This is a genomic window from Nocardioides rubriscoriae (assembly GCF_008087085.1).
Lineage (GTDB): Bacteria > Actinomycetota > Actinomycetes > Propionibacteriales > Nocardioidaceae > Nocardioides > Nocardioides rubriscoriae.
This window is the reverse complement of the sequence record NZ_VIYJ01000001.1, coordinates 369,255-392,794: the sequence shown is the minus strand read 5'-3', so window position 1 is coordinate 392,794 and position 23,540 is coordinate 369,255. Positions and strand designations below refer to the sequence as shown.

Here is a 23,540-nt window from a genome sequence, read left to right as displayed (position 1 = left end):
GAAAGTGGCGGGCAGGACGTGGGGGGGGAGAACGACCCACCTCGGGCCGATCCCGACTCGTGTACCCGACCGAGTCCGGAGCAAACGCGAGCCGGAAAGATTGTTCCACCCGGGGCCTTGTGACGCACCCGACGCGCCCGCGGGCTGGGCGTCTCGGGCCGTGAGGCGGAACACTATGCTCGAAAGGCAGTCCGCACCCTAGATGGAGCGTCAGATGTCGACCAGCACCAGCAACGAGACCCCCCGGTCCGACGACCAGCCCGACAGCACGCGCCACCGCGTCGTGGTGGTGGGCTCGGGCTTCGGCGGTCTGTTCGGGACCAAGGCCCTCAAGCGCGCCGACGTCGACATCACCATGGTGGCCAAGACCACCCACCACCTCTTCCAGCCGCTGCTCTACCAGGTCGCGACCGGCATCCTGTCCGAGGGCGAGATCGCGCCGCCGACCCGGGAGGTCCTGGCCAAGCAGAAGAACGCCCGGGTCCTGCTGGGCGAGGTCACCGACATCGACCTCGAGGCGCGCACCGTCACCTCGCACGTGCTCGGCCGTACGACGGTCAACCACTACGACTCGCTGATCGTGGCCGCCGGCGCCGGCCAGTCCTACTTCGGCAACGACCACTTCGCCGAGTTCGCCCCCGGCATGAAGAGCATCGACGACGCCCTCGAGCTGCGCGGACGCATCTTCGGGGCCTTCGAGATGGCCGAGCTCGGCGCCTCGCGCGGCGAGAACGTCGACCACCTGCTCACCTTCGTCGTCGTCGGGGCCGGCCCCACCGGCGTCGAGATGGCCGGTCAGATCGCCGAGCTCGCGACCCGCACCCTCAAGCGCGACTTCCGGGCCATCGAGACCCACACCGCCCGGGTGGTGCTCATCGACGCCGCCCCGCAGGTGCTCCCGCCGTTCGGCCGCAAGCTCGGCCTGTGGACCAAGGAGCGCCTCGAGCGCCTCGGCGTCGAGGTCATGCTCGGCGCGATGGTCACCGGCGTCGACGAGCGCGGCCTGCAGGTCAAGTTCAAGAACGGGCGCGAGGAGCGCATCGAGGCCGTCACCAAGGTGTGGGCCGCCGGTGTCCAGGCCTCGCCGCTGTCGAAGCGCCTGAGCGAGCAGACCGGTGCGCCGCTCGACCGCGCCGGCCGCATCGGCGTCAACCCCGACCTCACGCTCCCCGGTTACCCCGAGGTCTTCGTCGTGGGCGACATGATCGCCCTCGACAACCTGCCCGGCGTGGCCCAGGTCGCCATCCAGGGCGCCAAGTACGCCGCCAAGGAGATCGACGGACGGCTCAAGGGCAAGCCGGCCCAGAAGCCGTTCAAGTACTTCGACAAGGGCTCGATGGCCACCATCAGCCGCTTCAACGCCGTCGCGACGATCGGCAAGATCCGGCTGACCGGCTTCATCGCCTGGCTGATGTGGCTGGCCGTGCACCTCGTCTACATCACCGGATTCAAGAACCGGACGACCGCGGTCCTGCACTGGTTCGTCTCGTTCCTGGGCCGTGGCCGGTCGGAGCGCACCGCGACCGAGCAGCAGATCTTCGGCCGCACCGCCCTGGCCCGCCTCGGCCGTGGCGCCACCGACCTGGTCTCCGCGCCGGGCGAGCTCGACGCCGAGGCCGAGCGCCTGCGTCGTACCGAGCTCGAGGCGCAGGCCGCCGAGGAGGTCCGCCTCACCGACTCCAGCGCGCGCGGCACGAAGGTCGGCGCCGGCAAGGCCTGAGGCTTCGTCCTCCGGCCCTCGCCCGCGACGGTGACCCCACGGTGGTCGAGGAGCACCGCTGTGCCTTGTCGCCCGGGGTCTCGCGGGGTCCGGGTCGGGCGGCCGCGCGTAGTCGATCGCGTCTCGGCGTCAAGGACGTCGCTTCGCTCCGCCACTTCGTGGGCGCTGTGCGCTCCTTGACCCCGAGCCTCTCGCGATCGACTGACGGCGCGGCGGAGCCTCGCAGGCTCGGCCCGCCGCCGCTGGCGCGGCCGCCTGACTCTCACCTGCCTCAGGAGTCACACCGTTGACCACCGGGACGCTGAACCCATGACAGGGCCGCTGTTGTGTCAGCGTCCCTGTCATTGCGTCAGCGTCCCGGTGGCATGGGTGGGGCTGGCGGTATGAGTCTCCGGTCGTCCGCGCCGACGAGGGCGCGGCTTGCCGCTGCCCGCGTTGCTAGGCGCGCGGACGACCCGAGGCACCGAGACCCCGGCGCCCCTACTCGAAGAACCTCGGGGTGTCGCCGTCGCCGGCCGCGATCCGGTCGCGCGCCCACCGCGGCAGGATGAAGACACCTTCGGCCTCGACGGTGACGCCGTCGGGGCCGATCAGGTGGCCCTTGGCCCAGGTCTTGATGCCGTCGACGCGGTCGATCCAGGCCTCGGCGCGCAGGTCGCCGAGGGGCGTGCCCTGGCGGTAGCGCAAGGTGAGGGTGCCGGTCATGCCGGGGCGGCCCCCGGCGCCGGCGGACTCGCCGAGCATCTGGTCGAGGACCAGTGCCGACACGCCGCCGTGCACGAGCCCCGGGGGCCCCTCGTACGGCGCACCGAGGTGGAAGTCGCACCACACCCGGCCGTCGGCGCTGGGGTGGTGCTCGGTGACCAGCGGCGGGGCGACCGGGTTGCGCAGGCCGACCACGGTGTTGCCCCACGGCCGGCCCCGGCCGTCGGGGCCGTAGCTGACACCGAGGGCGCCGGGCAGCTGACGGGCACGCAGCCGGGCGGTGACCGCCTCGATCTCGGCCTGGGCACGGCGGATCTCGTCGTCGTCGACCGTCGTACGGATGGTCACGTCGACCAGCTCGCGCACGGCGGCGGTGAAGGGGCCGTAGAGGGCGGCCCGTCGGGCGACCTCGTCCTCGGAGAGGTCGTCGCGCGTGAAGCCACCGGTCATGACGGGCAGCCTAGAACACGTTCTAGGTGGCGGGTCAGGAACCCTGGGTCGAGCCGGGGCGGTGCCGCTCGAGCGCCGCGGTGAAGGACGCGGGGTCGACCATGGAGGAGTCGATGACCAGCGGGTCACGGCCGAACCGGGCCATGAGCACCTTCCAGCCGCGACGCCCGGGCTTGCCCACGACCTCCATCCGCGTGAAGCGGCTGGTGAGGTCGAAGACCTCGCGCTGCTGCCCGCGCACGACCTCCAGCTGACCGCTGCGGATCGCCAGGTAGGTCGGCGTGGCCCCGACGCGCACGCCGTACGTCGCGAGGGTGGCGACCACGAGGGTGCCGGCCAGTCCGATGGACAGGGTCGTGCGGTCGCGGTAGGCGAGGTAGCCCAGCAGGATCGTGGCGGCCAGCAGCACGAGCAGCAGCAGCCCGAGGACCCGGCGCAGGACCACGCGCGGGGGGAACACGACGTCGGTCGACCGGCCCGCTGCGCTGTCCGGGCGGGTGTCGCGGCGGCGGTCGCGCCGCAGCGCGGTGGCCGCCGGGACGGGCTTGCGGGCGGGCCCGGGGTCGGGCGTGGGGTCGGGCCTGGCGTCGGGGTTGGGCTCGGGTGCCGCCGCGGACACGGGCTCCGGGGCGGCCAGGAGCGCCTCGACGACCTCGCGGCCGGCCTCGGTCTGGTCGAAGCCGCGCGCGGAGGGCGGACGGGTGGGTGGGGGGGCGAGCCGGGCGGCCGCGTGGCGGGGTGCGACCGCCCGCGGCGCGGTGGTCCGGCTGCCGTCACGGTGGTGCGGCTGGTCGTGCGAACGGTCGGCGGTGGCGTCCGTTGCCCGCGAGGTGTCGCCGGAGGCGTCCTCGGGGTTCGGTGGGGGCGGTGAGGGTGCCGGACCGCCCTGGTGGTGCGCCTGCCAGCGTCCGAGGAGCTCCGCGGCGGTGTCCGGCTCGTCGCCGGGCTTGCGCGAAGGCATGCCGTCACGCTAGCCCGTCGTCACGGCTTCGTCCCCCGGTTGGTCGAATCCTGGTGGCCGGGAGTGACCAGTCGTGTCGACCGTCCGTGCCGACCGTCCGCCGGGCAGGCTGGTCCTGGAAGACTGCTGGCGACCTGGTCGCCGGCCGCACGCCGGCTGATCGCCGGCGTACGACGACGTACAGGAGAAGCCATGCCCTTCGGGCCGTCCGGGATGTACCCCGCCTATCCAGTCCCCAGCGACGCCGCGCGTCGTCACTACGACGCGATGCTCGCGTTCATGCGGGAGGAGGTGTTCCCGGCCGAGGCCGCCTACGACAGGTTCCGCCACGAGGCCGGCGAGGGCGACCACACCGTGCCGCCGGTGATCGAGGAGCTCAAGGCCAAGGCGCGCGAGCGCGGGCTGTGGAACCTCTTCCTGCCGTCGGAGAGCGGGCTGACACAGCTCGAGTACGCCCCCATCGCCGAGCTGTCGGGGTGGAGCAACGAGCTGGCGCCCGAGGCGATCAACTGCCAGGCGCCCGACACCGGCAACATGGAGCTGCTGCACCTCATCGGCAACGCCGAGCAGCAGGAGCGGTGGCTCAAGCCGCTGCTGGCCGGCGAGATCCGCTCGGCGTTCGCGATGACCGAGCCGCGGGTGGCGTCGTCCGACGCGACCAACATCGAGACCCGCATCGAGCGCGACGGCGACGAGTACGTCATCAACGGCCGCAAGTGGTGGATCTCGGGGGCCGCCGACCCGCGCTGCGCGGTGCTCATCGTGATGGGCAAGACCGACCCCGACGCCGCCACGCACCGCCAGCAGTCGATGGTCATCGTGCCGACCGACACCCCCGGCGTCGACATCCAGCGCTCGCTGCCGGTCTTCGGTCGCCAGGACCAGCACGGCCACTGCGAGGTCGAGCTCACCGACGTGCGCGTGCCGGTGACCAACATCCTCGGCGAGGAGGGCGGCGGGTTCGCCGCCGCGCAGGCCCGTCTGGGCCCCGGGCGCATCCACCACGTGATGCGGGCCCTGGGGGCCGGTGAGCGGGCGCTGGCGATGATGGTGTCGCGGGCCCAGGCCCGCACGGCCTTCGGTGGTCCGCTGGCCGAGCAGTCGGCGGTGCGCGAGCGCATCGCCGAGTCTCGTGTCGAGCTCGAGCAGGCCCGCGCGCTGTGCCACCACGCGGCGTACGTCGTCGACAGCGAGGGCAACAAGGCCGCGCGCCACCTGATCGCCGCGGCCAAGGTCGCCGTACCGCGAGCGGTGCTCTCGGTCATCGACCGCGCGATCCAGCTGCACGGCGGCGCCGGCGTCACCGACGCCACCCCGCTGGCGATGCTCTACGGCTGGCACCGCGCCATGCGGATCTTCGACGGCCCCGACGAGGCCCACCTGACCACACTGGCGCGCGCCGAGCTCAACCGTGAGCCGCTCTTCGACCTGCCGCCGTCGCTCTTCGACCAGCTGCGGACCTCCTGATGCGCGCGGTCGTCTGCCAGGAGGGCGAGCTCGACGTCCGCGAGGTGCCCGACCTCGTGCCCGGCAAGGGGCAGCTCCTCCTCGACGTGCTCGCCTGCGGCATCTGCGGCTCCGACCTGCACGCCCGCCACCACGCCGACGCGGTCGCCGACGCGGCCGCGACCGCGGGCTACGACGACCTGATGCGTCCGGCCGACGCGGTGGTGCTCGGCCACGAGTTCTGCGGCACCGTCGCCGAGCGTGGCAAGGGCACCGGCCGCGGGGCCGGCCGCACGTCGGGGCCGGTCGTGGCGATGCCCATCCTGCGGGCCGCGGGCGGTGTCCACCTGACGGGCCTCACGACCCGTGCGGCCGGCGGGTACGCCGAGCAGGTGCTCGTGCAGGAGGCGCTGACCTTCGCGGTGCCCAACGGCCTCGCACCGTCCACGGCGGCGCTGACCGAGCCGATGGCGGTCGCGCTCCACGCCGTACGCCGCGGGCAGGTGGGCAAGGGCCAGACCGCGATCGTCATCGGGTGCGGCCCGATCGGCCTCGGGGTGGTGGCGATGCTCAAGGCCGCCGGGGTGCGCACGGTCGTGGCCAGCGACTTCTCCCCGGGGCGCCGCGCGCTCGCCGAGACGATGGGTGCCGACGTCGTGGTCGACCCCGCGCAGGACTCGCCCTTCGACGCCGCGCGCGCGGCCGGAGGCCGCTTCCTCGACGCACCCGCGCTCTTCGAGCTCGCGGTGAGCAGCATGGAGAAGCTGCGCTCGGTGCCGTTCCTGCCCTGGCAGCACGTCTTCCGCGCCGCCGAGCTCGCCGGCGCGACGCCGTCGGGCCCCGTGGTCTTCGAGTGCGTCGGGGTGCCCGGGATCCTCGACCAGGTCATCGCGGCGGCGCCGCTGTCGACGCGCGTCGTGGTGGTCGGGGTGTGCATGGGCGACGACACGATCCGGCCGTCGGTGGCGATCAACAAGGAGGTCGACCTGCGCTTCGTGCTCGGCTACACGCCCGCCGAGTTCCGCCAGGCCCTGCACCTGATGGCCGACGGCAGGATCGATCCGTCGCCGCTGGTCACGGGCACGGTGGGGCTCGCGGGCGTGGCTGACGCCTTCGAGGCGCTGGGCGATCCCGAGACCCAGGCCAAGATCCTGGTCGACCCCCGCCTCACCTGAGGGTGACCTCCCTCACCCCTGCGGGTGGATGTGTGGACAGCGTGTTGAACTTTGGTCTAGATTCTTAGACATCCCGTCTAAGTCTGGAGATCATCATGACCGGCACGCTCCCGCTTCGCATCACGCTCGTCGACGACTCCGATCTGGCCAACGCCGGCCTCCGCACCCTGTTGGCGCCGTACGCCGACCGGGTCGCCGTGGTCGACAACCGGGACGCACTCGCTGCTCCCGACAGCCTCGACGTGGTCCTCTACGAGCCCATGGGCCAGACCAGCATGTCCCGCTCGCTGCTGCGCGACCTGCAGTCGATGAGCGCGGCCCAGGCCGCCGTGTTCAGCTGGGCCGGCCCCGACCAGCTGCCCGCCACCCCCGCCAACCCCCACCTCGCCAAGTCGCTGACCGCCTCGCAGCTCGTGGTCTCGGTCGAGCGCCTGGTCGAGGGCCGCTTCGAGACCGCCCCGGTCAGCCGCCGAGTCGTCCTGGCGCCGGTCGCCGAGGAGCCGGTCGAGGAGGAGCCCACCCCCGAGATCGAGCCCGAGACCCACTTCGAGCACGAGGACGTCGGCCTGACCCCGCGCGAGAGCGAGATCGTCAGCCTCATCGTGTCGGGTCTCAGCAACCGCGAGATCGGTGACCGGCTGCAGCTGAGCATCAACTCCGTCAAGACCTACATCCGCAGCGCCTACCGCAAGATGGGTGTCGAGCGCCGCACCCAGGCCGTGCTGTGGGGTCTCGACAACGGCATCCACGTCGACCGCGGGCACGCGCTCGTCGGCTGACCCCCGCCTGGACAGTCTCCACAGCCTTCTCCACACTATGTGGAGATTTCGACCAGTCAGGTGAACACAGTGTCCAACTCCGAGACCGAAGCCGCGCTCAGCATCGGCGATCTCGCTGACCGCACCGGTGTGAGCGCCGCGACCCTGCGGGTGTGGGAGAGCCGGCACGGCTTCCCCGTGCCCCACCGGCGCGAGAGCGGCCACCGCCGCTACGACGAGCAGCACGTCCTCGTCATCCGTGACGTCGTACGCCGCCGCGACGACGGCGTGCGCCTCGACGTCGCCATCGAGCAGGCCGTGGCCGCCCGGCGTCCGACCCTCGACGCCCCGGGGGCGCCGTCGGTCTACGCCCGGCTGCGACACACCCACCCCGGCCTGACGCCGCAGCGCCTCACCAAGCGCACGCTGCTGGCCTTGTCCTGGGCGATCGAGGACGAGTTCGCCTCGCGCGTCCAGCCCGCCCACCTCTTCGGGGCCTTCCAGCGCACCCAGCACTACCAGGCCGCCGAGCCGCGCTGGGACGACCTGGCCCGCACGATGGGCTCGACCTACGTCTTCGCCGACTTCGAGCCGACCGGGGCGACCCACCACGAGCCGCGCACCCCGGTGCCGGTCGCCCTGCCCAGCCACCACCCGATGGCCCGCGAGTGGGCGGTCGTGTGCGACGGCCCCGAGCTCCCGGTCGCCCTCACGGCCTGGGAGATCCCCGGCCAGGCCGGGGTCCGCGACGGCGACCGGCTCTTCGAGTCGGTCTGGACCGTCGAGCGCGACGCGGTACGCGAGGCCTCCCGGGTCTGTGCCCTGGTCGCCCGCGACTTCGGTGCGGCGGGGGCCGACGAGGTGACCGACGAGCTCGCGGCCCCGCTGCCGACCGAGCCTGTCGACCTCGCCCAGGTCACCTCGCTCTTCAACCGCGTCGTCGCCTACACCGACCGCAACGTCCGGGCGTCCTGAGCCGGGTCCGCCTCGCTCGAGGTGGGGTCCTGGTCCGCCAGACGGGTCGTGATCACACGTCGAGTGCTCGGTGAGCAAGGGCACGACCTGCCCCAGCGTGCCCGTCCGCGCGCGCTCGTGCGCCCCGGTCAGGCCTGCGGCCACTCCTTCGCGACCAGGGTCAGCACGTCGTAGGTCGCGACGGGCTGGTCGTCGGCGTTGGTGACGACGGCGTCCCAGCGGACCTCGCCGTAGTCGGCGTTGCTGCGCGGGGTGATCTGCTTGACGGTCAGGGTGACCGCGATCGTGTCGTCGGCCTTGACCGGCGTCAGGAACCGCAGGTGGTCGACGCCGAAGTTGGCGAGCACCGGGCCCGGGTCGGGGTCGACGAACAGCCCGGCGGCCAGCGAGACCACGAGGTAGCCGTGGGCGACGATGCCGCCGAACAGCGGGTTGGCGGCTGCGGCCTCGGGGTCGGTGTGGGCGTAGAAGGTGTCACCGGTGAACTCGGCGAAGTGGTCGATGTCGGCGAGGGTGACCGTGCGTGAGGCGGAGGCGATGGTGTCGCCGACCCGCAGGGTGGCCAGGCTCTTGCGGAACGGGTGCGTGCCGTCGTCGCTGCGCTGCGAGCCGGGGGTCCAGCGGCCGGTGATCGCGGTCAGCATGTCGGGCGAGGCCTGGATCGCGGTGCGCTGCAGGTGGTGCAGGACCCCTCGGATGCCGCCGAGCTCTTCGCCCCCGCCGGCGCGGCCGGGGCCGCCGTGCACGAGCACCGGGAGCGGCGAGCCGTGCCCGCCGGCCGCGGTGGCCTCCTGCGCGTCGTCGCGGTCGAGCACCAGGATCCGGCCGTGCCAGGGCGCGGTGCCGAGGACGACGTGTCGGGCCACGGCGGGGTCGTGGGTGACGACCGAGCCGACCAGGCTGCCCTTGCCGCGCGCGGCCAGCGCGACCGCGTCGTCGAGCCCGTCGTAGCCGATGACGGTGCTCACCGGCCCGAACGGCTCGACGTCGTGGGCCTCGACCGCGCCGTCGTGGGCGCGCAGCAGCACGGGGGACAGGAACGCGCCGCGCTCGGCGTCGGCGTCGATCGCCTCGACCCGGTCGGGGTCTCCGTGCACGAGGTCGGCCGAGGCGCGCAGCGACTGGATCGCCTTGCGGACCTCGTCGCGCTGCTCGAGGCTCACCAGCGCCCCCATCCGTACGTCGTCGGAGCGCGGGTCGCCGACCGTGATGGTCGCCAGCCGCGCGGCGAGGGCGTCGGTGACGGTGCCGACCAGGGGGCGGGGCACGATCACGCGGCGGATCGCCGTGCACTTCTGGCCGGCCTTGACGGTCATCTCGGTGACCACGGCCTTGACGAACAGGTCGAGCTCGGGATCGTCGGCCGCGACGTCGGGACCGAGGATCGAGCAGTTGAGCGAGTCGGCCTCGACGGTCAGCTCGACCCCGCCGTGGAGCACGTTGGGGTGGCCGCGCAGCAGGCCGGCGGTGTGGGCCGACCCGGTGAAGGCGACCCGGTCCTGCACGGTGAGCTCGTCGAGCAGCCCGGCGGGGCTGCCGCACAGCAGCTGCAGCGAGCCCTCGGGCAGCAGGCCCGACTCGATGATGCGGCGGACGACGAGCTCGGCGAGGTACGCCGTCTGCGCGGCGGGCTTGACGATGGTCGGCGACCCGGCCAGCAAGGCCGGGGCGAGCTTCTCGAGGAAGCCCCAGACCGGGAAGTTGAACGCGTTGACCTGCACGGCCACACCGGGCCGGCTGGTCCACACGTGCTGGCCGACGAAGGTGCCGGCGCGGCCCAGGGGCTCGAGGCCGCCGTCGAGGTGGACGGTGTCGTGGGGCAGCTCGCGGGTGGCCTTGCTCGCGAGCGAGAAGACGGTGCCGATGCCGCCGTCGATGTCGACGGCCGAGTCGCGGCGGGTGGCGCCGGTGCGGAAGGACAGCTCGTAGAGCTCGTCCTTGACCTCGGTCAGGTGCTTGGCCACGGCCTTGAGCAGTGCGGCGCGCTCGTGGAAGGTCAGCGGGGCCAGGGCGGCGACGCCGACGGTGCGGCCGTGGGCGACCATCGCGCCGAGGTCGAGGCCGGTCGAGCTGATCCGGGCGACCTCTTCGCCGGTGACGGCGTCGAGGACCGGGCGGCCCTCGTCGTCGGCCCGGTGCCAGCGTCCGGCGGCATAGCTCTCCAACAGTGCGCTCACGAGCTGACTCCGTCCTCAGGGTGCTTGCGCGGGGGTGCGCGGCCGTGTCAAGGTATTACAGACCGAACGGTCAGTAAAGCCCTGTCGAGGAGGACCCGCCGTGACGACGACCGACGTGAGCGAGGCCGGGCTGCTGGCGCAGTTCGAGGCCACGGTGGCGCGCAACGACCGGATCGAGCCGCGCGACTGGATGCCCGACGGCTACCGCCGCACGGTGCTGCGCCAGGTCGCCCAGCACGCCCACTCCGAGATCATCGGCATGCAGCCCGAGGGGGGCTGGATCACCCGCGCGCCGTCGCTGCGCCGCAAGGCGATCCTGCTGGCCAAGGTGCAGGACGAGGCCGGCCACGGTCTCTACCTCTACTCGGCGGCCGAGACGCTCGGGGTCTCGCGCCAGGAGCTCACCGAGATGCTCGTCGACGGCCGCCAGAAGTACTCCTCGATCTTCAACTACCCCACGCTGTCCTACGCCGACGTCGGCACCATCGGCTGGCTCGTCGACGGCGCCGCGATCTGCAACCAGGTGCCGCTGTGCCGCACCTCCTACGGCCCCTACGGTCGCGCCATGATCCGGGTCTGCAAGGAGGAGTCCTTCCACCAGCGACAGGGCTACGAGCTGCTCGCGACGATGATGCGCGGCACCGACGCACAGCGCGCGATGGTGCAGGAGTCGGTCGACCGGTTCTGGTGGCCCGCGCTGATGATGTTCGGCCCGCCCGACGACGACTCGCCCCACACCGAGCAGTCGATGGCGTGGGGCATCAAGCGCAACACCAACGACGACCTGCGCCAGCGCTTCGTCGACATGAGCGTGCCGCAGGCCGAGGCCCTCGGTGTCACCTTCCCCGACCCCGACCTGCGGTGGAACGCCGAGCGCGGCCACTACGACTTCGGCCAGCCCGACTGGACCGAGTTCATGCAGGTGGTCAAGGGCAACGGGCCGTGCAACGCCCAGCGCATCGCCCACCGTCGCCGCGCCCACGAGGACGGCGCCTGGGTGCGCGACGCCGCGACGGCGTTCGCCCGGCGCGAGCAGCAGGAGGCCATCGCGTGAGCGCCGAGTGGCCTCTCTACGAGGTCTTCGTGCGCGGCAAGCGCGGCCTCAACCACGTGCACGTCGGGTCGCTGCACGCCGCCGACGATGAGATGGCGGTGCGCCACGCCCGCGACGTCTACACGCGTCGCAACGAGGGTGTCTCGATCTGGGTGGTGCGCGCCGACGCGATCACCGCGTCGAGCCCCGACGAGAAGGACCCGCTCTTCGCGCCCAGCGGCGACAAGGTCTACCGCCACCCGACCTTCTACGACATCCCCGACAACGTCCCCCACATGTAGCTGGAAGAGTCCATGACCCCGACCCCCGACCCGTCCCACGAGGCCGGCAGCGCCTACGACGGGCTCCTCGAGCACCACGAGGTGGCCGGCGACGACTCCCAGTGGGCCTTCGGCACCGACTTCGAGGACCCCCTGGCCGGCGTCGACACGACCGTGCCCGACGACGTCGACGCGGCCGCGCTGGCGACGTACTGCCTGATGCTCGGCGACGACGCGCTGGTGATGTCGCACCGGCTGAGCGAGTGGACCAGCAACGCCCCCGACCTCGAGGAAGACATTGCGCTGGCCAACACCGCGCTCGACCTCCTCGGCCAGGCGCGGCTGCTGCTCGCCCGGGCGGCCGCGGCCGACGCCTCGGTCGTGCCCGCCCTGCCCGCGGGCTCGCCGGTGCCGGCCGAGGACGCGCTGGCGTTCTTCCGCGAGGCCGGCGCCTTCCGCAACGTGCGGCTGGCCGAGGTGCCCAACGGCGACTTCGCCCACACGATGGTGCGGCTGCTGCTCTTCTCCACCGCCCGCCTGGCGGTCCTGGGGCGACTGGTCGACAGCCGTGACCCGGTGCTGGCGGCGATCGCGGCCAAGGGGGTCAAGGAGCTGACCTACCACCGCGACTACGCCGGCCGCTGGTTCCTCACGCTGGCCCGTGGCACCGACGAGTCCCACCGACGCCTGCTGGCCGCGCTCGATGAGCTCTGGCCGCTCTACCCCGAGCTGCTCGCCACGCACCCGGTCGAGGCGGCCGTCGCCGCCGCCGGGGTGGGCGTCGACCCGGCGTCCGTGGCCGCCGAGGTCGACGTCGTCCTCGAGCAGGTCCTCGCCGTCAGCGGCGTCGAGCGACCCGACAAGGCCGCCCTGGCCGGCGTCCGCGGACGCACCGGGCGCGACGGGCTCCACACCGAGTCGCTCACGCGGCTGCTCGCCGAGATGCAGGTCGTGGCGCGCGCCCACCCGACGGGCCTGTGGTGAGCCGCCCGTGACCACCACCGCCACGGTGGCCCGCGAGATCGCCGCCGCGGTCACCGACCCCGAGATGCCGATGCTGACGCTCGAGGACCTCGGGGTGTTGCGCGACGTGCGGGCCGACGACGGCGCCGGCGAGCAGGGCGTGGTCGTCACGATCACCCCCACCTACTCCGGGTGCCCGGCGATGGCCACCATGCGCGACGACCTCGTGCACCGGTTGACCGACGCCGGGTTCACCGCGCGGGTCGAGGTGTCGCTGACCCCGGCCTGGTCGAGCGACTGGATCACCGAGCGCGGTCGCCAGGCGCTGCGCGACCACGGGCTCTCGGCGCCCGGCCCCGCCCCGCGCACCGGCGGGCCCGTCCCGCTCACCCTGACCCCCACCCGCCGGGCGATCGACTGCCCCCGCTGCGGCTCCGGGCGCGTCGAGCTGACGTCGGAGTTCGGGGCGACCGCGTGCAAGGCGCTCTACCGCTGCACCGCCTGCCTCGAGCCCTTCGAGCACGTCAAGGAGATCTGAATGACGCTCGCTCCCGACGCCCCGCCGCGCCCCGCGCGCTTGGCGGCCTTCCACACCCTCACCGTGGCTGCGGTCGAGCGGCTGTGCGACGACGCGGTCGCCGTCACCTTCGACGTGCCGGCCGACCTCGCCGACGACTACGCCTTCGCCCCCGGCCAGTCGCTGACCCTGCGGCGCACGGTCGACGGTCGCGAGGAGCGCCGCTCCTACTCCATCTGCGCGCCCGCCGGCGCGCGGCCGCGCATCGGGGTCCGTGAGATCCCCGACGGGCTCTTCTCCCGCTGGCTGGTGCGCGAGGTGCGGCCCGGCGACGAGGTCGACGTACAGGTCCCGAGCGGCAGCTTCCGGGCCGACCCGGGCGCCGGTGGCCGCCACCTCTGCATCGCCGCGGGCTCCGGCATCACCCCGATGCTCTCCATCACCAGCTCGCTGCTGGCCGGCGGCGACGCCGAGGTGGCCCTGCTCTACGGCAACCGCACCAGCGCGTCGGTGATGTTCGCCGAGGAGCTCGGCGACCTCAAGAACCGCTACGGCTCCCGGCTGCAGCTGGTGCACGTGCTCTCGCGCGAGCCCCGCGACGCCGAGCTGTTCTCCGGCCGCCTCGACGCCGACCGGCTGCGCCGGCTGTTCGCGGCGCTGCTGCCCGTCGAGCGGTTCGACGACGTCTGGCTGTGTGGGCCGTTCGCGATGATCAACGACGCCCGCGAGGTGCTGGCCGAGCTCGGGGTCGCGCCCGACCGGGTCCACTTCGAGCTGTTCTACGTCGACGAGCCGCCGCCCGAGCTGCGACGTGAGGCCGCGGCGTACGACGGCGCCACGACCGACGTCACCGTCGTGCTCGAGGGCCTGTCGGCGACCGTGGCGCTCCCGCGGGACCGGACCGTCCTCGACGGCGCCCAGGCCGTCCGCTCCGACCTGCCCTTCGCCTGCAAGGGCGGGGTATGCGGCACCTGCCGGGCCAAGGTCACCGACGGCGAGGTCGACATGCGCCGCAACTACGCGCTCGAGCCGTCCGAGGTCGAGGCCGGGTTCGTGCTGACCTGCCAGTCCTACCCGGTGGGCGACGCCGTGACGGTCGACTTCGATGCCTGACCCGGCCGAGACGGCCCGCGCCATGTGGGCCGCGGACGCGGCGTCGCAGGCGCTCGGGATGGTGCTGGTCGACCTCGCTCCCGGCCACGCGACGGTGGCGATGACGGTGCGCGCCGACATGGTCAACGGCCACGACCTCGCCCACGGCGGCCTGGTCGCCACGCTCGCCGACAGCGCCTTCGCGCTGGCCTGCAACTCGCGCGGGCGAACGACGGTGGCGTCGGGCTTCGACATCACCTTCCTTGAGGCCGGGCGCCTGGGCGACGAGCTGGTGGCCGTGGCGCGCGAGACCGCGCTGCGCGGGCGCTCGGGCCTCTACGACGTCACCGTCAGCCGTGCCGCCGACGGCGTCGTGGTCGCCGAGATGCGCGGCCGCAGCCGGGCCGTCGCCCTGACCGGGAGGCAGTGACGTGCACGACCTGAGCCCCCGCCCCGGTGATCTCGAGCCGGTCGAGACCTGCTCGGTCGACGAGCTGCGGGCGTTGCAGACCGAGCGGTTGCGGTGGTCGGTGCGCCACGCCTACGACCACGTGCCCCACTACCGCGCCGCGTGGGACGCCGCGGGGGTGCACCCCGACGACGTGCGCGAGCTCGCCGACCTCGCACGGCTGCCCTTCACGACGAAGGCCGACCTGCGTGACAACTACCCGTTCGCGATGTTCGCGGTGCCGCGCGAGCAGGTCGTGCGCGTGCACGCCTCGTCCGGCACGACCGGCAAGCCGACCGTGGTCGGCTACACCGCCGACGACATCGACACCTGGGCCACGGTGGTCGCCCGCAGCATCCGCGCGGCCGGTGGTCGCCGGGGCCACGTGCTGCACAACGCCTACGGCTACGGGCTGTTCACCGGCGGGCTCGGGGCCCACTACGGCGCCGAGAAGCTCGGGTGCACCGTCGTGCCGGTCTCGGGCGGGATGACCGAGCGGCAGGTGCAGCTGATCCTCGACTTCGAGCCCGACCTGATCATGGTCACGCCGTCCTACATGCTCTCGATCATCGACGAGATGGAGCGCCAGGGCGTCGACCCACGCACGACGTCACTCAAGGTCGGCATCTTCGGCGCCGAGCCGTGGACCAACGACATGCGCCGCGAGATGGAGCAGCGCCTCGACATGCACGCCGTCGACATCTACGGGCTGTCGGAGGTCATCGGCCCGGGGGTGGCGTCGGAGTGCGTGGAGACCAAGGACGGCCTGACGGTCTGGGAGGACCACTTCTACCCCGAGGTGATCGACCCGGTCACCGGCGAGGTGCTGCCCGACGGTGAGGAGGGCGAGCTGGTCCTCACCTCGCTGACCAAGCAGGCGATGCCGGTCATCCGCTACCGCACGCGCGACCTGACCCGGCTGCTGCCCGGCACCGCCCGCACGATGCGGCGCATCGAGAAGATCACCGGCCGCACCGACGACATGATCATCCTGCGCGGGGTCAACCTCTTCCCCACCCAGATCGAGGAGCTCATCCTCGCCACCCCGGCGCTGTCGCCGCACTTCCAGTGCGTGCTCGACCGCGACGGCACCCTCGACTCCATGACGGTGCTCGTCGAGCGCCGCGAGGCGGCGACCCGCGACGAGGCCGACGCGGCCGGCGCCCACCTGCGCCACCTCGTCAAGGCCTCGATCGGGGTGACGGTGGCCGTCGACGTCGTCGACCCCGACAGCGTCGAACGGTCGGTCGGCAAGATGCGCCGCATCGTCGACAAGCGGCCCCGGCGCTGACGCCGAGCCGGCGGTCAGGGGGCGGCCAGGCCCTCGAACGACAGCGCCGCGACAGCCGTCGCGACCTCCTCGGTCGAGACCGGACCGCTGGGGCGGTACCACTCGACCAGCGAGTTGACCATGCCGAACAGCAGCCGGCTGACCAGGTCGGGGTCGAGGTCGCCTCGCAGCGCTCCCTCCTGCGCGGCCTGGCGCACCAGCGCCGCGAGCTGGGCGTCGATCGCGCGCCGGCGCCGCTGGGCCGCGCGCTCGGTGTCGCTGTTGCCGTGCACCCGCAGCAGCAGGGTCACCGCCGGCTGGTGCTCGACGAGCACCTCCACGCTGCGGCGTACGACGCCCCGCAGCTGGTCGTAGGCCGAGCCGTCGGCCGCCACCGCCGCTGCGACGGTCGCCTCGAGCTCGACGAGCGCCTCGTCGAGCGCCTCGGCCAACAGCTGCTCCTTGCTGGCGACGTGGTGGTAGATCGCGGACTTCGTGACGTGGAGCGACTCGGCGATGTCACCGATGCTGGTCGCCTGGAAGCCCTTGCGGTTGAACAGCTCGATGGCCGCGGCCAGCACCGCGGCCTGGTCGTGGCCGGGTCGCCCACGTCGCGCCCTGGCTGCCGGTTCGGTCACCGGCGAAGCCTCGCACACGGGGCGCCCGGCCCCACTCTGGTCGAAGCGGCGACCTCGGCTCGAGGTCGCAGGACCACTGGACCGCACGTCGATCGCGCCTACTGTGATCACATGGCAACCGTGCTGGTCATCGAGGATGACGAGGACACCCGCGCCTACCTGACCCAGCTGTTGAAGACGTACGGGTGGGACGTCGTCGACGCCCCGTCCGGGAGGGCGGGCTTGGTCGCCTACCAGGACCGACGACCTGACCTGGTGCTCCTCGACCTCGGACTGCCGGACCTGTCGGGACTCCAGGTGATCGAGCAGCTGCGCTCAGCAGGCGACACGCCGGTGATCTTCCTGTCCGGCACCAGTCGCCACGTCAGCCGCATCGATGCGCTCGACGCCGGCGCCGACGACTTCATCACCAAGCCTTTCAGGGCCGCCGAGCTCGCCGCTCGTGTCAGGGCCGTGGTCCGTCGATCCGAGGCCGTCGCTCCGGGTGTGACCGAGCGCCACTTCGGCGAGCTGAGCATCGACACCGCCTCCATGACCGTGCGCCGCGCGGGTCACGAGGTGCGACTGACTCCCCTCGAGTGGCGACTGCTCGAGGCGGTGTCACGGCGGCCGGGCCGGGTGGTGACCCATCGGTGGCTCGCTCACCAGATCTGGTCGACCGACCACGGGCCCGAGGTCAACGGGGCCCTGCGGGCGCACGTCCGTTCGCTGCGGCACAAGCTCGGGGACGACGCCACCGACTCGCACCTGCTGCGGACGGAGAGCGGGATCGGGTACCGGTGGATCGCGGAGAGCGACGCCGACAGCCCCCACCCGCAGGTGACGACGCCCGACCGTGACGGTGAGGCGTCGCCGGCCGACGATGCGCCGGCCCCCGACGCGTCGTCCCTGGTCTCGTTGGCGGAGAGGGTGCTCGAGGTCGTGCGTACCGAGCAGCTCGGCGGGTCGGCACGAGGACAGCTCGCCGACCTCCTGCAGCAGGCCTGGGCCGTCGCCTCGAATCTCGAGTGTCGCGAAGGCGATGGTCCTACCATCGTCTGATGACGCTGCGGTCATCCGTCTCCTGGGTCCAGCGGCCTCGACGACCGGGTCCGACGGCCACCGCCGGGTGGGCGGCGGTCCACGGCGCACTGCTGCTCGCGGGCTGGAGTGCTGGCGACTCGGCGGCCAGGCCGGCGCTGGTGTGGCCCGCCGCCGGCTCGGCGTTCCTGTGGCTGCTGGTGCAGCCCTCCCGGCGCCAACGCGTCGCCGTGGTGGTGCTCATGACCGCAGAGACGCTGGTCGTCTCCGGACTCGTCGCGACACCTGCGCTGCCTGCAGTCGTGATCTCGGGAGCAGGGGTCGTCCAGGTGGTGATCGCGACGACCCTGGTGCGGCGATGGTGCCCCCGGCTCCTGGGAGCGGGTGGTGGCGAGAGCGTGCACGACCCGTCCACCCTCGCCCTGGGCACGCTGGCGGTCACGCTCGCCACCGCGGCTGGGGCCCTGGTGGCGGGCCTGGCCTCGACCCCGCAGTCGGTGGCCGACTACGTCGACGGCTTCACGATCTGGTGGGCGACCAACGCGACGGGCATCGTGGTCGTCGGCGCGTGCGGGCACCTCCTGCTGGAGCGGTGGCAGTCATCGTGGCGGCCACGGGCGCCGTCCAGGGCCCGGGTCGCCGAGGCGACGCTCCTCCTGATCGTCTCCCTCATCAGCTACCTCGTGATCTTCGTCGCCTACGACCTGCCGCTGGCGTTCTTGGGGGCCGTCAGCGCGACCTGGGTCGCGACCCGCTTCTCCACGCTGGCCGCTGCCTGGCACACGGCCCTGTTCGGGACGCTCGCCGTCGTCGCGACCCTCGTGGGCAGTGGTCCGTTCGCCGGCATCGGAGGCGCCGAGAGCGAGCTGGTCGTGACGCAGGCCTACCTGCTCACCATCATGTTGATCGCGCTCGCGCTCGCCTCTGGTCGCGACCAGCGCGACACGCTCACGGCCGCCCTCCACGCGGAGCAGCGGGAGGCGACGGCGCGCGCCGAGCTGCTGGACACGATGACCGAGGCCCTCGACGAGGGCATCGTCATCGTCAACCCCGCCGGGCAGCTGACCCGTGCGAACTCCGCTGCGCGAGCGATGCTGCAGTCGACCACGACCGGGTACCAGCACCAGGCCGAGGACTACGTCGTGGAACATCCCGACGGGCGTGCGATGGATCCGAGCGAGCGCCCCTCGCACCGAGCGCTCTCGGAGGGACGGGTGCTGGCCCACGACCTGTGCGTGCGTCGTACGGACGGCGCTCGACGAACACTGTCGGTGTCGGCGGCTGCCCTGGCGAGGCCGGGTGGTGACGGGAGCCCCCTCGGTGTCGTCGTCGTCTACCGCGACGTCACCGACCTGCGACGTGAGCGGCAGGGCCTTCTGGAGTTCGCCGAGAACGTGTCCCACGACCTTAGGTCGCCGCTCACCGCAGCCCGCGGGTGGCTCGACCTGGCTTCGATGGCTGCGTCCGTGTCGCCGGTCGACGTCGATCGCGAGACGCTCTCGGTCGCGCTCCTGCGCGCCGTCGGGTCCATCGACCGCATGACCGGACTTATCGAGGACTTCCTGGAGCAGGCCACCGCCGAGGGAGCCGAGCTCGAGCTCGAGCCGCTCGACCTCAGCGGCCCGCTGGGTCTCGTCGGCGAGCTGCACGAGTCGTTGCCGAGGGAGGTCGTGATCGACGTCCACCCCGACATCCCCGCGGTCATGGCCGACAGGCAGCTCGTCGGCCGGCTCCTGGCGAACCTCCTCGGCAACGCGGCGAAGTACGTCGCCACTGGGACGGTGCCCCACATCACGATCAGCGGGCACGCCGTCGGGCCCCGGGTGGTCGTCCGCGTCACCGACAACGGGATCGGGATCCCGCCGGCGGACCGCGAGCTGGTGTTCTCACGGCTGTTCCGGTCGCAAGACCACGCAGGCCAGTACGCCGGGACCGGCCTCGGGCTCGCCCTGTGCCGCACCATCGTCGAGCGTCACGGGGGGATGATCTACGCCGAGGACGTGGGATCTGCGACGTCAGGCACGACGTTCGTCTTCGACCTGCCGCTCGCCCCCGTCTGAGCCGTCACATCGCGGTGGCGGTCCCGCGGCCCAGGAGCGTGTCGATCTGGCCGATCAGACCAGCACAGGTGAACGGCTTGGTCATGTAGGCGTCGGCACCCGCGTCGAGCCCTGCCTCGACGTCGTGGCGTGACCGCAGCGCCGACAGCATGATGACGGGCGGCCGGTCGGCCATCTGCGCGTCGCGGCAGGCGACGAGAACCTCGATGCCCGTCATCCTCGGCATCGTGTTGTCGAGCACCACCAGGTCGTAGCGCCGTGCCTGGATCTCGGTCCACGCCGCCATGCCGTCGGGCACCGCGGTGACGTCATAGCCCGCGCGCACGAGGAACAGGGTGATCAGGTCGCGCAGGTCGTCGTTGTCGTCCGCGACCAGGATCTTCGTCATGCCTGCCAGCATGTCGAGACATCGGAGTCGTCACACGCGTCACGGGTCGGCCGTTGTGAAGTAAGCGTGAAGATCCTTTCCCGGGGGATCGGCCTGCCCCGGGGCGACGGCGTACGACGCTGGTAGGCCCCGTGGGACTCGAACCCACAACCTAAGGATTAAAAGTCCTCAGCTCTGCCAATTGAGCTAGGGGCCCGGGTGGGGAGCCCCCGGAGCACGCACACTGCTCCGGATCGCCCCCAGGCCTGGAGGATAGTGCGAGACGTCGCGGTTCGTGCGGGCGGGCGCGGTTGCGGCCGCGAGCCCACGCTCGTCCAGACCGGCCACCGCGACCGCCCGCGCTGCCCCGGGGGCGGTGTCGGTCACCCGCGCGTCGTGGGAAGTTCACACGGACGAATCGGATCCGAGGGGTGCGAACTCTTTTCCTGGCCGGTGCAGTTGGTAAGGTCATGAATGCAACAGGCGCAAGTTCTCAGCTGGTCTGACGCCTAAGGAGTACGTGATCCAACGGCGTTTCTGGTTTGTGGTGTCATCCCATGGGTCGGAGCGACGTGTCACCGCACCTGTTGCGGGTCGCTGACGTGGCGGCTCTCGCCCCGATACAAGGAGATATGAGCAATGGCTCAGGGCACCGTGAAGTGGTTCAACGCCGAGAAGGGTTTCGGTTTCATCGCGCAGGAGGACGGCGGCGACGACGTCTTCGTGCACTACTCGGCGATCCAGACCCAGGGTTACAAGTCCCTCGACGAGAACCAGAAGGTCGAGTTCGACGTCACCCAGGGCCCCAAGGGCCCGCAGGCGGAGAACGTCCGCCCGGTCTGACACCGGCTGGTCTGTAGACCACACCACCGAGGCCCCGCCGTCCCTGACGGCGGGGCCTCGGCTCGTCCCGGGCCGGTGGGGTGGGGCATGGCCCAGGCGGAACCGGGCGAACCACCCGTAATGACCATCACGGTCGCGACCCCCGACCGCGTAAGGTGTCACAAGGGGTCACACGAGCATTCGGGAGCAGGGAGACCACGGTGTACGACCAATTCGACGTCTCTCTTGAAGACGTCGACCTGCTGGGCGAGGTCGAGCTGACGACCAACCTGATCATCGCGGCCAGCGAGGCCGACGACCGGCTGACGCCCGACGAGATCGACCGGATCCTCGGCGTCGTCCCGGTGCCGCCGCACCCGCGCCGCGAGGCCTGAGGTCCAGGGGGCCTGTGCTCCTTCGGCTCAGCAGGTCGCGAACAGCACCGGGCCGTCGCTGAGCTCGGACACCACGAACTGCCCTTCGACCGGGTCGAGCTCCATCGTCACGACGTCGCCGTCGACCTGCACCGGCCCGAGGGTGAAGCGGTCGGTGAAGTCGCCGCCCTGGCCGGGAGCCGGGCCGGAGGCGAGCTGCCCGCGGCTCAGCGCGTTGGCGCCGGCCTGGTCCTCGTTCTCGAACCCGAGGGCGACCCGTACGAGCCCGCCCGGCTCGGCGCCGATCGCGTAGCCGGTCAGCGGGTTGATCCGGCCGGCCTGCGCGACGAGGGTGTCGGCCTCGGCCTGGTCGTCGGGATCGGCACCGGCCATCGCCAGCGCGCTGCACACGTAGGTGCTGTTGTAGGCCACCGCCGACAGCGGCGAGCCGAGCCCGGCGACGACCTCGTCCGGCACCGGCTCGGAGTCGGCCGCGGCGGCGGCCTCCACCGCGGCGTCGACCCCGGTGGGCTGGTCGGAGGCGAAGACCAGGTCGTGCGCGCGGTCCAGGGCGATGAAGGTCAGCTCGGGGGTGACGTCGCCGGCGACGGCGAGGTCGGCGTCGCCGCGCCAGACCCCGTCGGGCTCGGCGGGCTCGGCGTACTGCAGGGCGCGCAGGGCCTCGGCGACGTCGTCGGTCGTGACCCCGTCGCCCAGGTGCATGGTGAGGGTGGCCGCCTGGGGGGACTGGGTGAAGAGCTCCCACTCGAGGGTCGCGGGGGAGAAGCCGAACGACTCCTGCAGCGTCGACGCCGAGGACTCCAGTGCCGTGGTGGCGGTCAGGTTGGCGTCGAAGCCCCGGTCGAGCAGGTCCTCGACCTGCTCCGGGGTCGAGGACGCGTCGAGGTCGACGCCCAGCTCGTCGCGGATGCCGGCCCAGTCGGTCCACAGCACGCGCTCGGCGTCGCCGGGGGCCAGCAGGACGGCGTCGTCGAACGACGCGCCGGCCGAGCGGGCCGCGCGGACCCGCTGCTCGCGCGTGTCGTCGCCGAACGGGTCGACGACCACGACCACCGCGACCGCGAGCAGCACCAGGGCGACGACCCCGCCGACCACCCACCAGCGCCTGCGTGTCCCCTGTGGTGTCACGTGTGCCCTTCCCGGCCGACTTCCCGCGGAGCGCGAGGTGGTGCGAGAGTAGCCGTCGTGTCCGCCCCCGCAGCGAAGGACGTGCGCGCTGCCGGCGTCGTCGCCTTTCGTCCAGGTCGTCGTGTGCTGCTCGTGCACCGGCCCAAGTACGACGACTGGTCGTTCCCCAAGGGCAAGCTCGACCGCGGCGAGCACGCCACCGCGGCCGCCGTGCGCGAAGTCGCCGAGGAGACCGGTCTGCACGTGCGGCTGTGCCTGCCGCTGCGCGACCAGGGCTACCCGGTCGAGGTCGGCCACAAGACCGTGCACTACTGGACCGGCCGGGTGGTCGGCGACGACGACGTGAGCGGTTACCGGCCCAACGCGGAGATCGACGGGGTCCGCTGGGTGGCGGCCGACGACGCGGTCGACCTGCTGACCTACGACCACGACCGCGAGACCCTCGCCGAGGCCGTCAAGCGCCGGCGGCGCACCCAGGCGGTCGTCGTGCTGCGCCACGGCCGGGCCCGCTCGCGCCGGGCCTGGCGCGGCGACGACGCCGAGCGCCCGCTGCTGCGCGCCGGTGAGCTGCAGGCCCAACGGCTGGTCCCCCTCTTGGCGGCGTACGGGGTGACGCGGCTGGTCAGCTCGTCGAGCCGCCGGTGCCGGCAGACCCTGGAGCCGTTCGCCGCCACCACCGGCTGGGACCTCGAGACCCGTCGCCGACTCTCCGAGGAGGGTGCGAGCCCCGCGGGCGTGCGCGCGGTCGTCGACGACGCGCTCGAGGCCGCCGACGCCGGTCGGTGCGTCGCGCTGTGCACCCACCGACCGGTCCTGCCGGAGGTCTTCGCGGCCCTGGGGCTCGCCGACCCCGGCCTCGAGGCCGGCGAGATGCTGGTAGCCCACCTGCGCAAGGGGTTGGTGGTGGGCACCGAACGCCATCTCGTGCTCTGAGTCAAGTCCTCGGCGTACGAGTTCATCCACCTGTTGCCCAGGTCACAGGTTCTCGTCGCCCACTGGGTGGTGTGAGTTCACCCGTCGTTCACCATGGACGGTCGATCCGTCCACCTGGCCTCACCACAGTGGCCGTGTCACCCTCAAGAGGAAACAGGAGACACGAAGTGATTCGCACTTCCCTTCGCCGGGCGCTCGTTCCCGGC

At 72.4% G+C, this 23,540-nt stretch carries 23 protein-coding genes and 1 tRNA gene; 17 read left to right on the top strand and 7 right to left on the bottom strand.

The window, feature by feature from the left end; genetic code table 11:
• Positions 1-214: 214 nt before the first annotated feature.
• On the top strand, positions 215-1,720 hold the full coding sequence (locus FZC61_RS01935) for an NAD(P)/FAD-dependent oxidoreductase (RefSeq protein ID WP_148611926.1): 1,506 nt from the start codon (positions 215-217) through the stop codon (positions 1,718-1,720).
• 480 nt (positions 1,721-2,200) lie between these two features.
• Here the strand turns inward: FZC61_RS01935 and FZC61_RS01930 are convergent, their stop codons facing one another.
• Both FZC61_RS01930 and FZC61_RS01925 read right to left on the bottom strand, forming a co-directional pair.
• The gene (locus FZC61_RS01930; protein WP_148611924.1) at positions 2,201-2,875 is read right to left on the bottom strand and encodes a PaaI family thioesterase; all 675 of its coding nucleotides are present in this window, start codon (positions 2,873-2,875) and stop codon (positions 2,201-2,203) included.
• Positions 2,876-2,909: 34 nt separating this feature from the next.
• Positions 2,910-3,836 carry a hypothetical protein gene (locus FZC61_RS01925; protein ID WP_148611922.1) on the bottom strand — a complete coding sequence of 309 codons (927 nt, stop codon included), beginning with the start codon at positions 3,834-3,836 and terminating at the stop codon, positions 2,910-2,912.
• A gap of 192 nt (positions 3,837-4,028) precedes the next feature.
• Here FZC61_RS01925 and FZC61_RS01920 point away from each other — a divergent pair, with 192 nt between their 5' ends.
• From FZC61_RS01920 to FZC61_RS01905, 4 genes are all read left to right on the top strand, one after another.
• Positions 4,029-5,303: an acyl-CoA dehydrogenase family protein gene (locus FZC61_RS01920; RefSeq protein ID WP_246142464.1), complete on the top strand. Its 1,275-nt coding sequence runs from the start codon at positions 4,029-4,031 to the stop codon at positions 5,301-5,303.
• On the top strand, positions 5,303-6,457 hold the full coding sequence (locus FZC61_RS01915) for a zinc-binding dehydrogenase (protein ID WP_148611920.1): 1,155 nt from the start codon (positions 5,303-5,305) through the stop codon (positions 6,455-6,457). Before FZC61_RS01920 ends, FZC61_RS01915 begins: the two co-directional genes overlap by 1 nt.
• Before the next feature lie 95 nt (positions 6,458-6,552).
• On the top strand, positions 6,553-7,236 hold the full coding sequence (locus FZC61_RS01910) for a helix-turn-helix transcriptional regulator (protein ID WP_148611918.1): 684 nt from the start codon (positions 6,553-6,555) through the stop codon (positions 7,234-7,236).
• Between the two features lie 69 nt (positions 7,237-7,305).
• Entirely contained in the window at positions 7,306-8,190 is an 885-nt protein-coding gene (locus FZC61_RS01905; RefSeq protein ID WP_170285932.1) for a DICT sensory domain-containing protein, read from the top strand.
• 128 nt (positions 8,191-8,318) lie between these two features.
• On the opposite strand, the gene paaZ is transcribed toward FZC61_RS01905, so the two are convergent.
• Positions 8,319-10,367 (bottom strand): phenylacetic acid degradation bifunctional protein PaaZ, encoded by a 2,049-nt coding sequence (gene paaZ / locus FZC61_RS01900; RefSeq protein WP_148611913.1) that lies wholly within the window; start codon positions 10,365-10,367, stop codon positions 8,319-8,321.
• A 100-nt stretch (positions 10,368-10,467) separates the two neighbouring features.
• Here paaZ and paaA point away from each other — a divergent pair, with 100 nt between their 5' ends.
• The 7 genes from paaA to paaK are packed head-to-tail and all read left to right on the top strand — an operon-like array spanning position 10,468 to position 15,992.
• Complete coding sequence (gene paaA, locus FZC61_RS01895; protein ID WP_148611910.1) at positions 10,468-11,421, top strand: 1,2-phenylacetyl-CoA epoxidase subunit PaaA; 954 nt, start codon at positions 10,468-10,470, stop codon at positions 11,419-11,421.
• Positions 11,418-11,702 carry a 1,2-phenylacetyl-CoA epoxidase subunit PaaB gene (gene paaB / locus FZC61_RS01890; RefSeq protein WP_148611908.1) on the top strand — a complete coding sequence of 95 codons (285 nt, stop codon included), beginning with the start codon at positions 11,418-11,420 and terminating at the stop codon, positions 11,700-11,702. The genes paaA and paaB overlap by 4 nt, the downstream gene beginning before the upstream one ends.
• 12 nt (positions 11,703-11,714) lie before the next feature.
• The gene (gene paaC, locus FZC61_RS01885; RefSeq protein ID WP_148611906.1) at positions 11,715-12,665 is read left to right on the top strand and encodes a 1,2-phenylacetyl-CoA epoxidase subunit PaaC; all 951 of its coding nucleotides are present in this window, start codon (positions 11,715-11,717) and stop codon (positions 12,663-12,665) included.
• Between the two features lie 7 nt (positions 12,666-12,672).
• Positions 12,673-13,182 carry a 1,2-phenylacetyl-CoA epoxidase subunit PaaD gene (gene paaD / locus FZC61_RS01880; RefSeq protein ID WP_246142463.1) on the top strand — a complete coding sequence of 170 codons (510 nt, stop codon included), beginning with the start codon at positions 12,673-12,675 and terminating at the stop codon, positions 13,180-13,182.
• The gene (gene paaE / locus FZC61_RS01875) at positions 13,183-14,274 is read left to right on the top strand and encodes a 1,2-phenylacetyl-CoA epoxidase subunit PaaE (RefSeq protein ID WP_148611904.1); all 1,092 of its coding nucleotides are present in this window, start codon (positions 13,183-13,185) and stop codon (positions 14,272-14,274) included. It begins immediately after the preceding gene.
• Complete coding sequence (gene paaI / locus FZC61_RS01870) at positions 14,267-14,683, top strand: hydroxyphenylacetyl-CoA thioesterase PaaI (protein ID WP_170285931.1); 417 nt, start codon at positions 14,267-14,269, stop codon at positions 14,681-14,683. Before paaE ends, paaI begins: the two co-directional genes overlap by 8 nt.
• Before the next feature lies 1 nt (position 14,684).
• Complete coding sequence (gene paaK, locus FZC61_RS01865; protein WP_148611902.1) at positions 14,685-15,992, top strand: phenylacetate--CoA ligase PaaK; 1,308 nt, start codon at positions 14,685-14,687, stop codon at positions 15,990-15,992.
• A 14-nt stretch (positions 15,993-16,006) separates the two neighbouring features.
• Here the strand turns inward: paaK and FZC61_RS01860 are convergent, their stop codons facing one another.
• Positions 16,007-16,609, bottom strand: coding sequence for a TetR/AcrR family transcriptional regulator (locus FZC61_RS01860; protein WP_148611900.1), 603 nt, complete (start codon positions 16,607-16,609; stop codon positions 16,007-16,009).
• 111 nt (positions 16,610-16,720) lie between these two features.
• Between FZC61_RS01860 and FZC61_RS01855 the strand changes: the two genes are divergently transcribed.
• Together FZC61_RS01855 and FZC61_RS01850 are read left to right on the top strand one after the other, a co-directional pair.
• Complete coding sequence (locus tag FZC61_RS01855) at positions 16,721-17,650, top strand: response regulator transcription factor (RefSeq protein WP_148611898.1); 930 nt, start codon at positions 16,721-16,723, stop codon at positions 17,648-17,650.
• Positions 17,650-19,689, top strand: a complete 2,040-nt coding sequence (locus FZC61_RS01850) for an ATP-binding protein (RefSeq protein WP_148611896.1) — start codon at positions 17,650-17,652, stop codon at positions 19,687-19,689. The genes FZC61_RS01855 and FZC61_RS01850 overlap by 1 nt, the downstream gene beginning before the upstream one ends.
• Positions 19,690-19,693: 4 nt before the next feature.
• Here the strand turns inward: FZC61_RS01850 and FZC61_RS01845 are convergent, their stop codons facing one another.
• Both FZC61_RS01845 and FZC61_RS01840 read right to left on the bottom strand, forming a co-directional pair.
• Positions 19,694-20,077 (bottom strand): response regulator transcription factor, encoded by a 384-nt coding sequence (locus FZC61_RS01845; RefSeq protein WP_148611894.1) that lies wholly within the window; start codon positions 20,075-20,077, stop codon positions 19,694-19,696.
• A gap of 120 nt (positions 20,078-20,197) precedes the next feature.
• Positions 20,198-20,273, bottom strand: a tRNA-Lys gene (locus FZC61_RS01840).
• A gap of 422 nt (positions 20,274-20,695) precedes the next feature.
• On the opposite strand from FZC61_RS01840, the gene FZC61_RS01835 reads away from it, so the two are divergent.
• Entirely contained in the window at positions 20,696-20,899 is a 204-nt protein-coding gene (locus FZC61_RS01835) for a cold-shock protein (protein WP_056863399.1), read from the top strand.
• Between the two features lie 200 nt (positions 20,900-21,099).
• Positions 21,100-21,273 carry a hypothetical protein gene (locus tag FZC61_RS22865; protein ID WP_170285930.1) on the top strand — a complete coding sequence of 58 codons (174 nt, stop codon included), beginning with the start codon at positions 21,100-21,102 and terminating at the stop codon, positions 21,271-21,273.
• 27 nt (positions 21,274-21,300) lie between these two features.
• On the opposite strand, the gene FZC61_RS01830 is transcribed toward FZC61_RS22865, so the two are convergent.
• Positions 21,301-22,368, bottom strand: a complete 1,068-nt coding sequence (locus FZC61_RS01830; RefSeq protein ID WP_148611892.1) for a hypothetical protein — start codon at positions 22,366-22,368, stop codon at positions 21,301-21,303.
• A gap of 90 nt (positions 22,369-22,458) precedes the next feature.
• Here FZC61_RS01830 and FZC61_RS01825 point away from each other — a divergent pair, with 90 nt between their 5' ends.
• A complete protein-coding gene (locus FZC61_RS01825; protein ID WP_148611889.1) occupies positions 22,459-23,334 on the top strand; it encodes an NUDIX hydrolase in 876 nt (291 codons plus the stop codon).
• The last annotated feature ends 206 nt before the right edge of the window (positions 23,335-23,540 follow it).

Excerpts from the sequence above, each read along its gene's own strand:
- FZC61_RS01935 (WP_148611926.1), top strand. The coding sequence starts at position 215 with ATGTCGACCAGCACCAGCAACGAGACCCCCCGGTCCGACGACCAGCCC.
- FZC61_RS01930 (WP_148611924.1), bottom strand. The coding sequence starts at position 2,875 with ATGACCGGTGGCTTCACGCGCGACGACCTCTCCGAGGACGAGGTCGCC.
- FZC61_RS01925 (WP_148611922.1), bottom strand. The coding sequence starts at position 3,836 with ATGCCTTCGCGCAAGCCCGGCGACGAGCCGGACACCGCCGCGGAGCTC.
- FZC61_RS01920 (WP_246142464.1), top strand. The coding sequence starts at position 4,029 with ATGCCCTTCGGGCCGTCCGGGATGTACCCCGCCTATCCAGTCCCCAGC.
- FZC61_RS01915 (WP_148611920.1), top strand. The coding sequence starts at position 5,303 with ATGCGCGCGGTCGTCTGCCAGGAGGGCGAGCTCGACGTCCGCGAGGTG.
- FZC61_RS01910 (WP_148611918.1), top strand. The coding sequence starts at position 6,553 with ATGACCGGCACGCTCCCGCTTCGCATCACGCTCGTCGACGACTCCGAT.
- paaC (WP_148611906.1), top strand. The coding sequence starts at position 11,715 with ATGACCCCGACCCCCGACCCGTCCCACGAGGCCGGCAGCGCCTACGAC.
- paaE (WP_148611904.1), top strand. The coding sequence starts at position 13,183 with ATGACGCTCGCTCCCGACGCCCCGCCGCGCCCCGCGCGCTTGGCGGCC.
- paaI (WP_170285931.1), top strand. The coding sequence starts at position 14,267 with ATGCCTGACCCGGCCGAGACGGCCCGCGCCATGTGGGCCGCGGACGCG.
- FZC61_RS01855 (WP_148611898.1), top strand. The coding sequence starts at position 16,721 with ATGGCAACCGTGCTGGTCATCGAGGATGACGAGGACACCCGCGCCTAC.
- FZC61_RS01850 (WP_148611896.1), top strand. The coding sequence starts at position 17,650 with ATGACGCTGCGGTCATCCGTCTCCTGGGTCCAGCGGCCTCGACGACCG.
- FZC61_RS01845 (WP_148611894.1), bottom strand. The coding sequence starts at position 20,077 with ATGACGAAGATCCTGGTCGCGGACGACAACGACGACCTGCGCGACCTG.
- FZC61_RS01835 (WP_056863399.1), top strand. The coding sequence starts at position 20,696 with ATGGCTCAGGGCACCGTGAAGTGGTTCAACGCCGAGAAGGGTTTCGGT.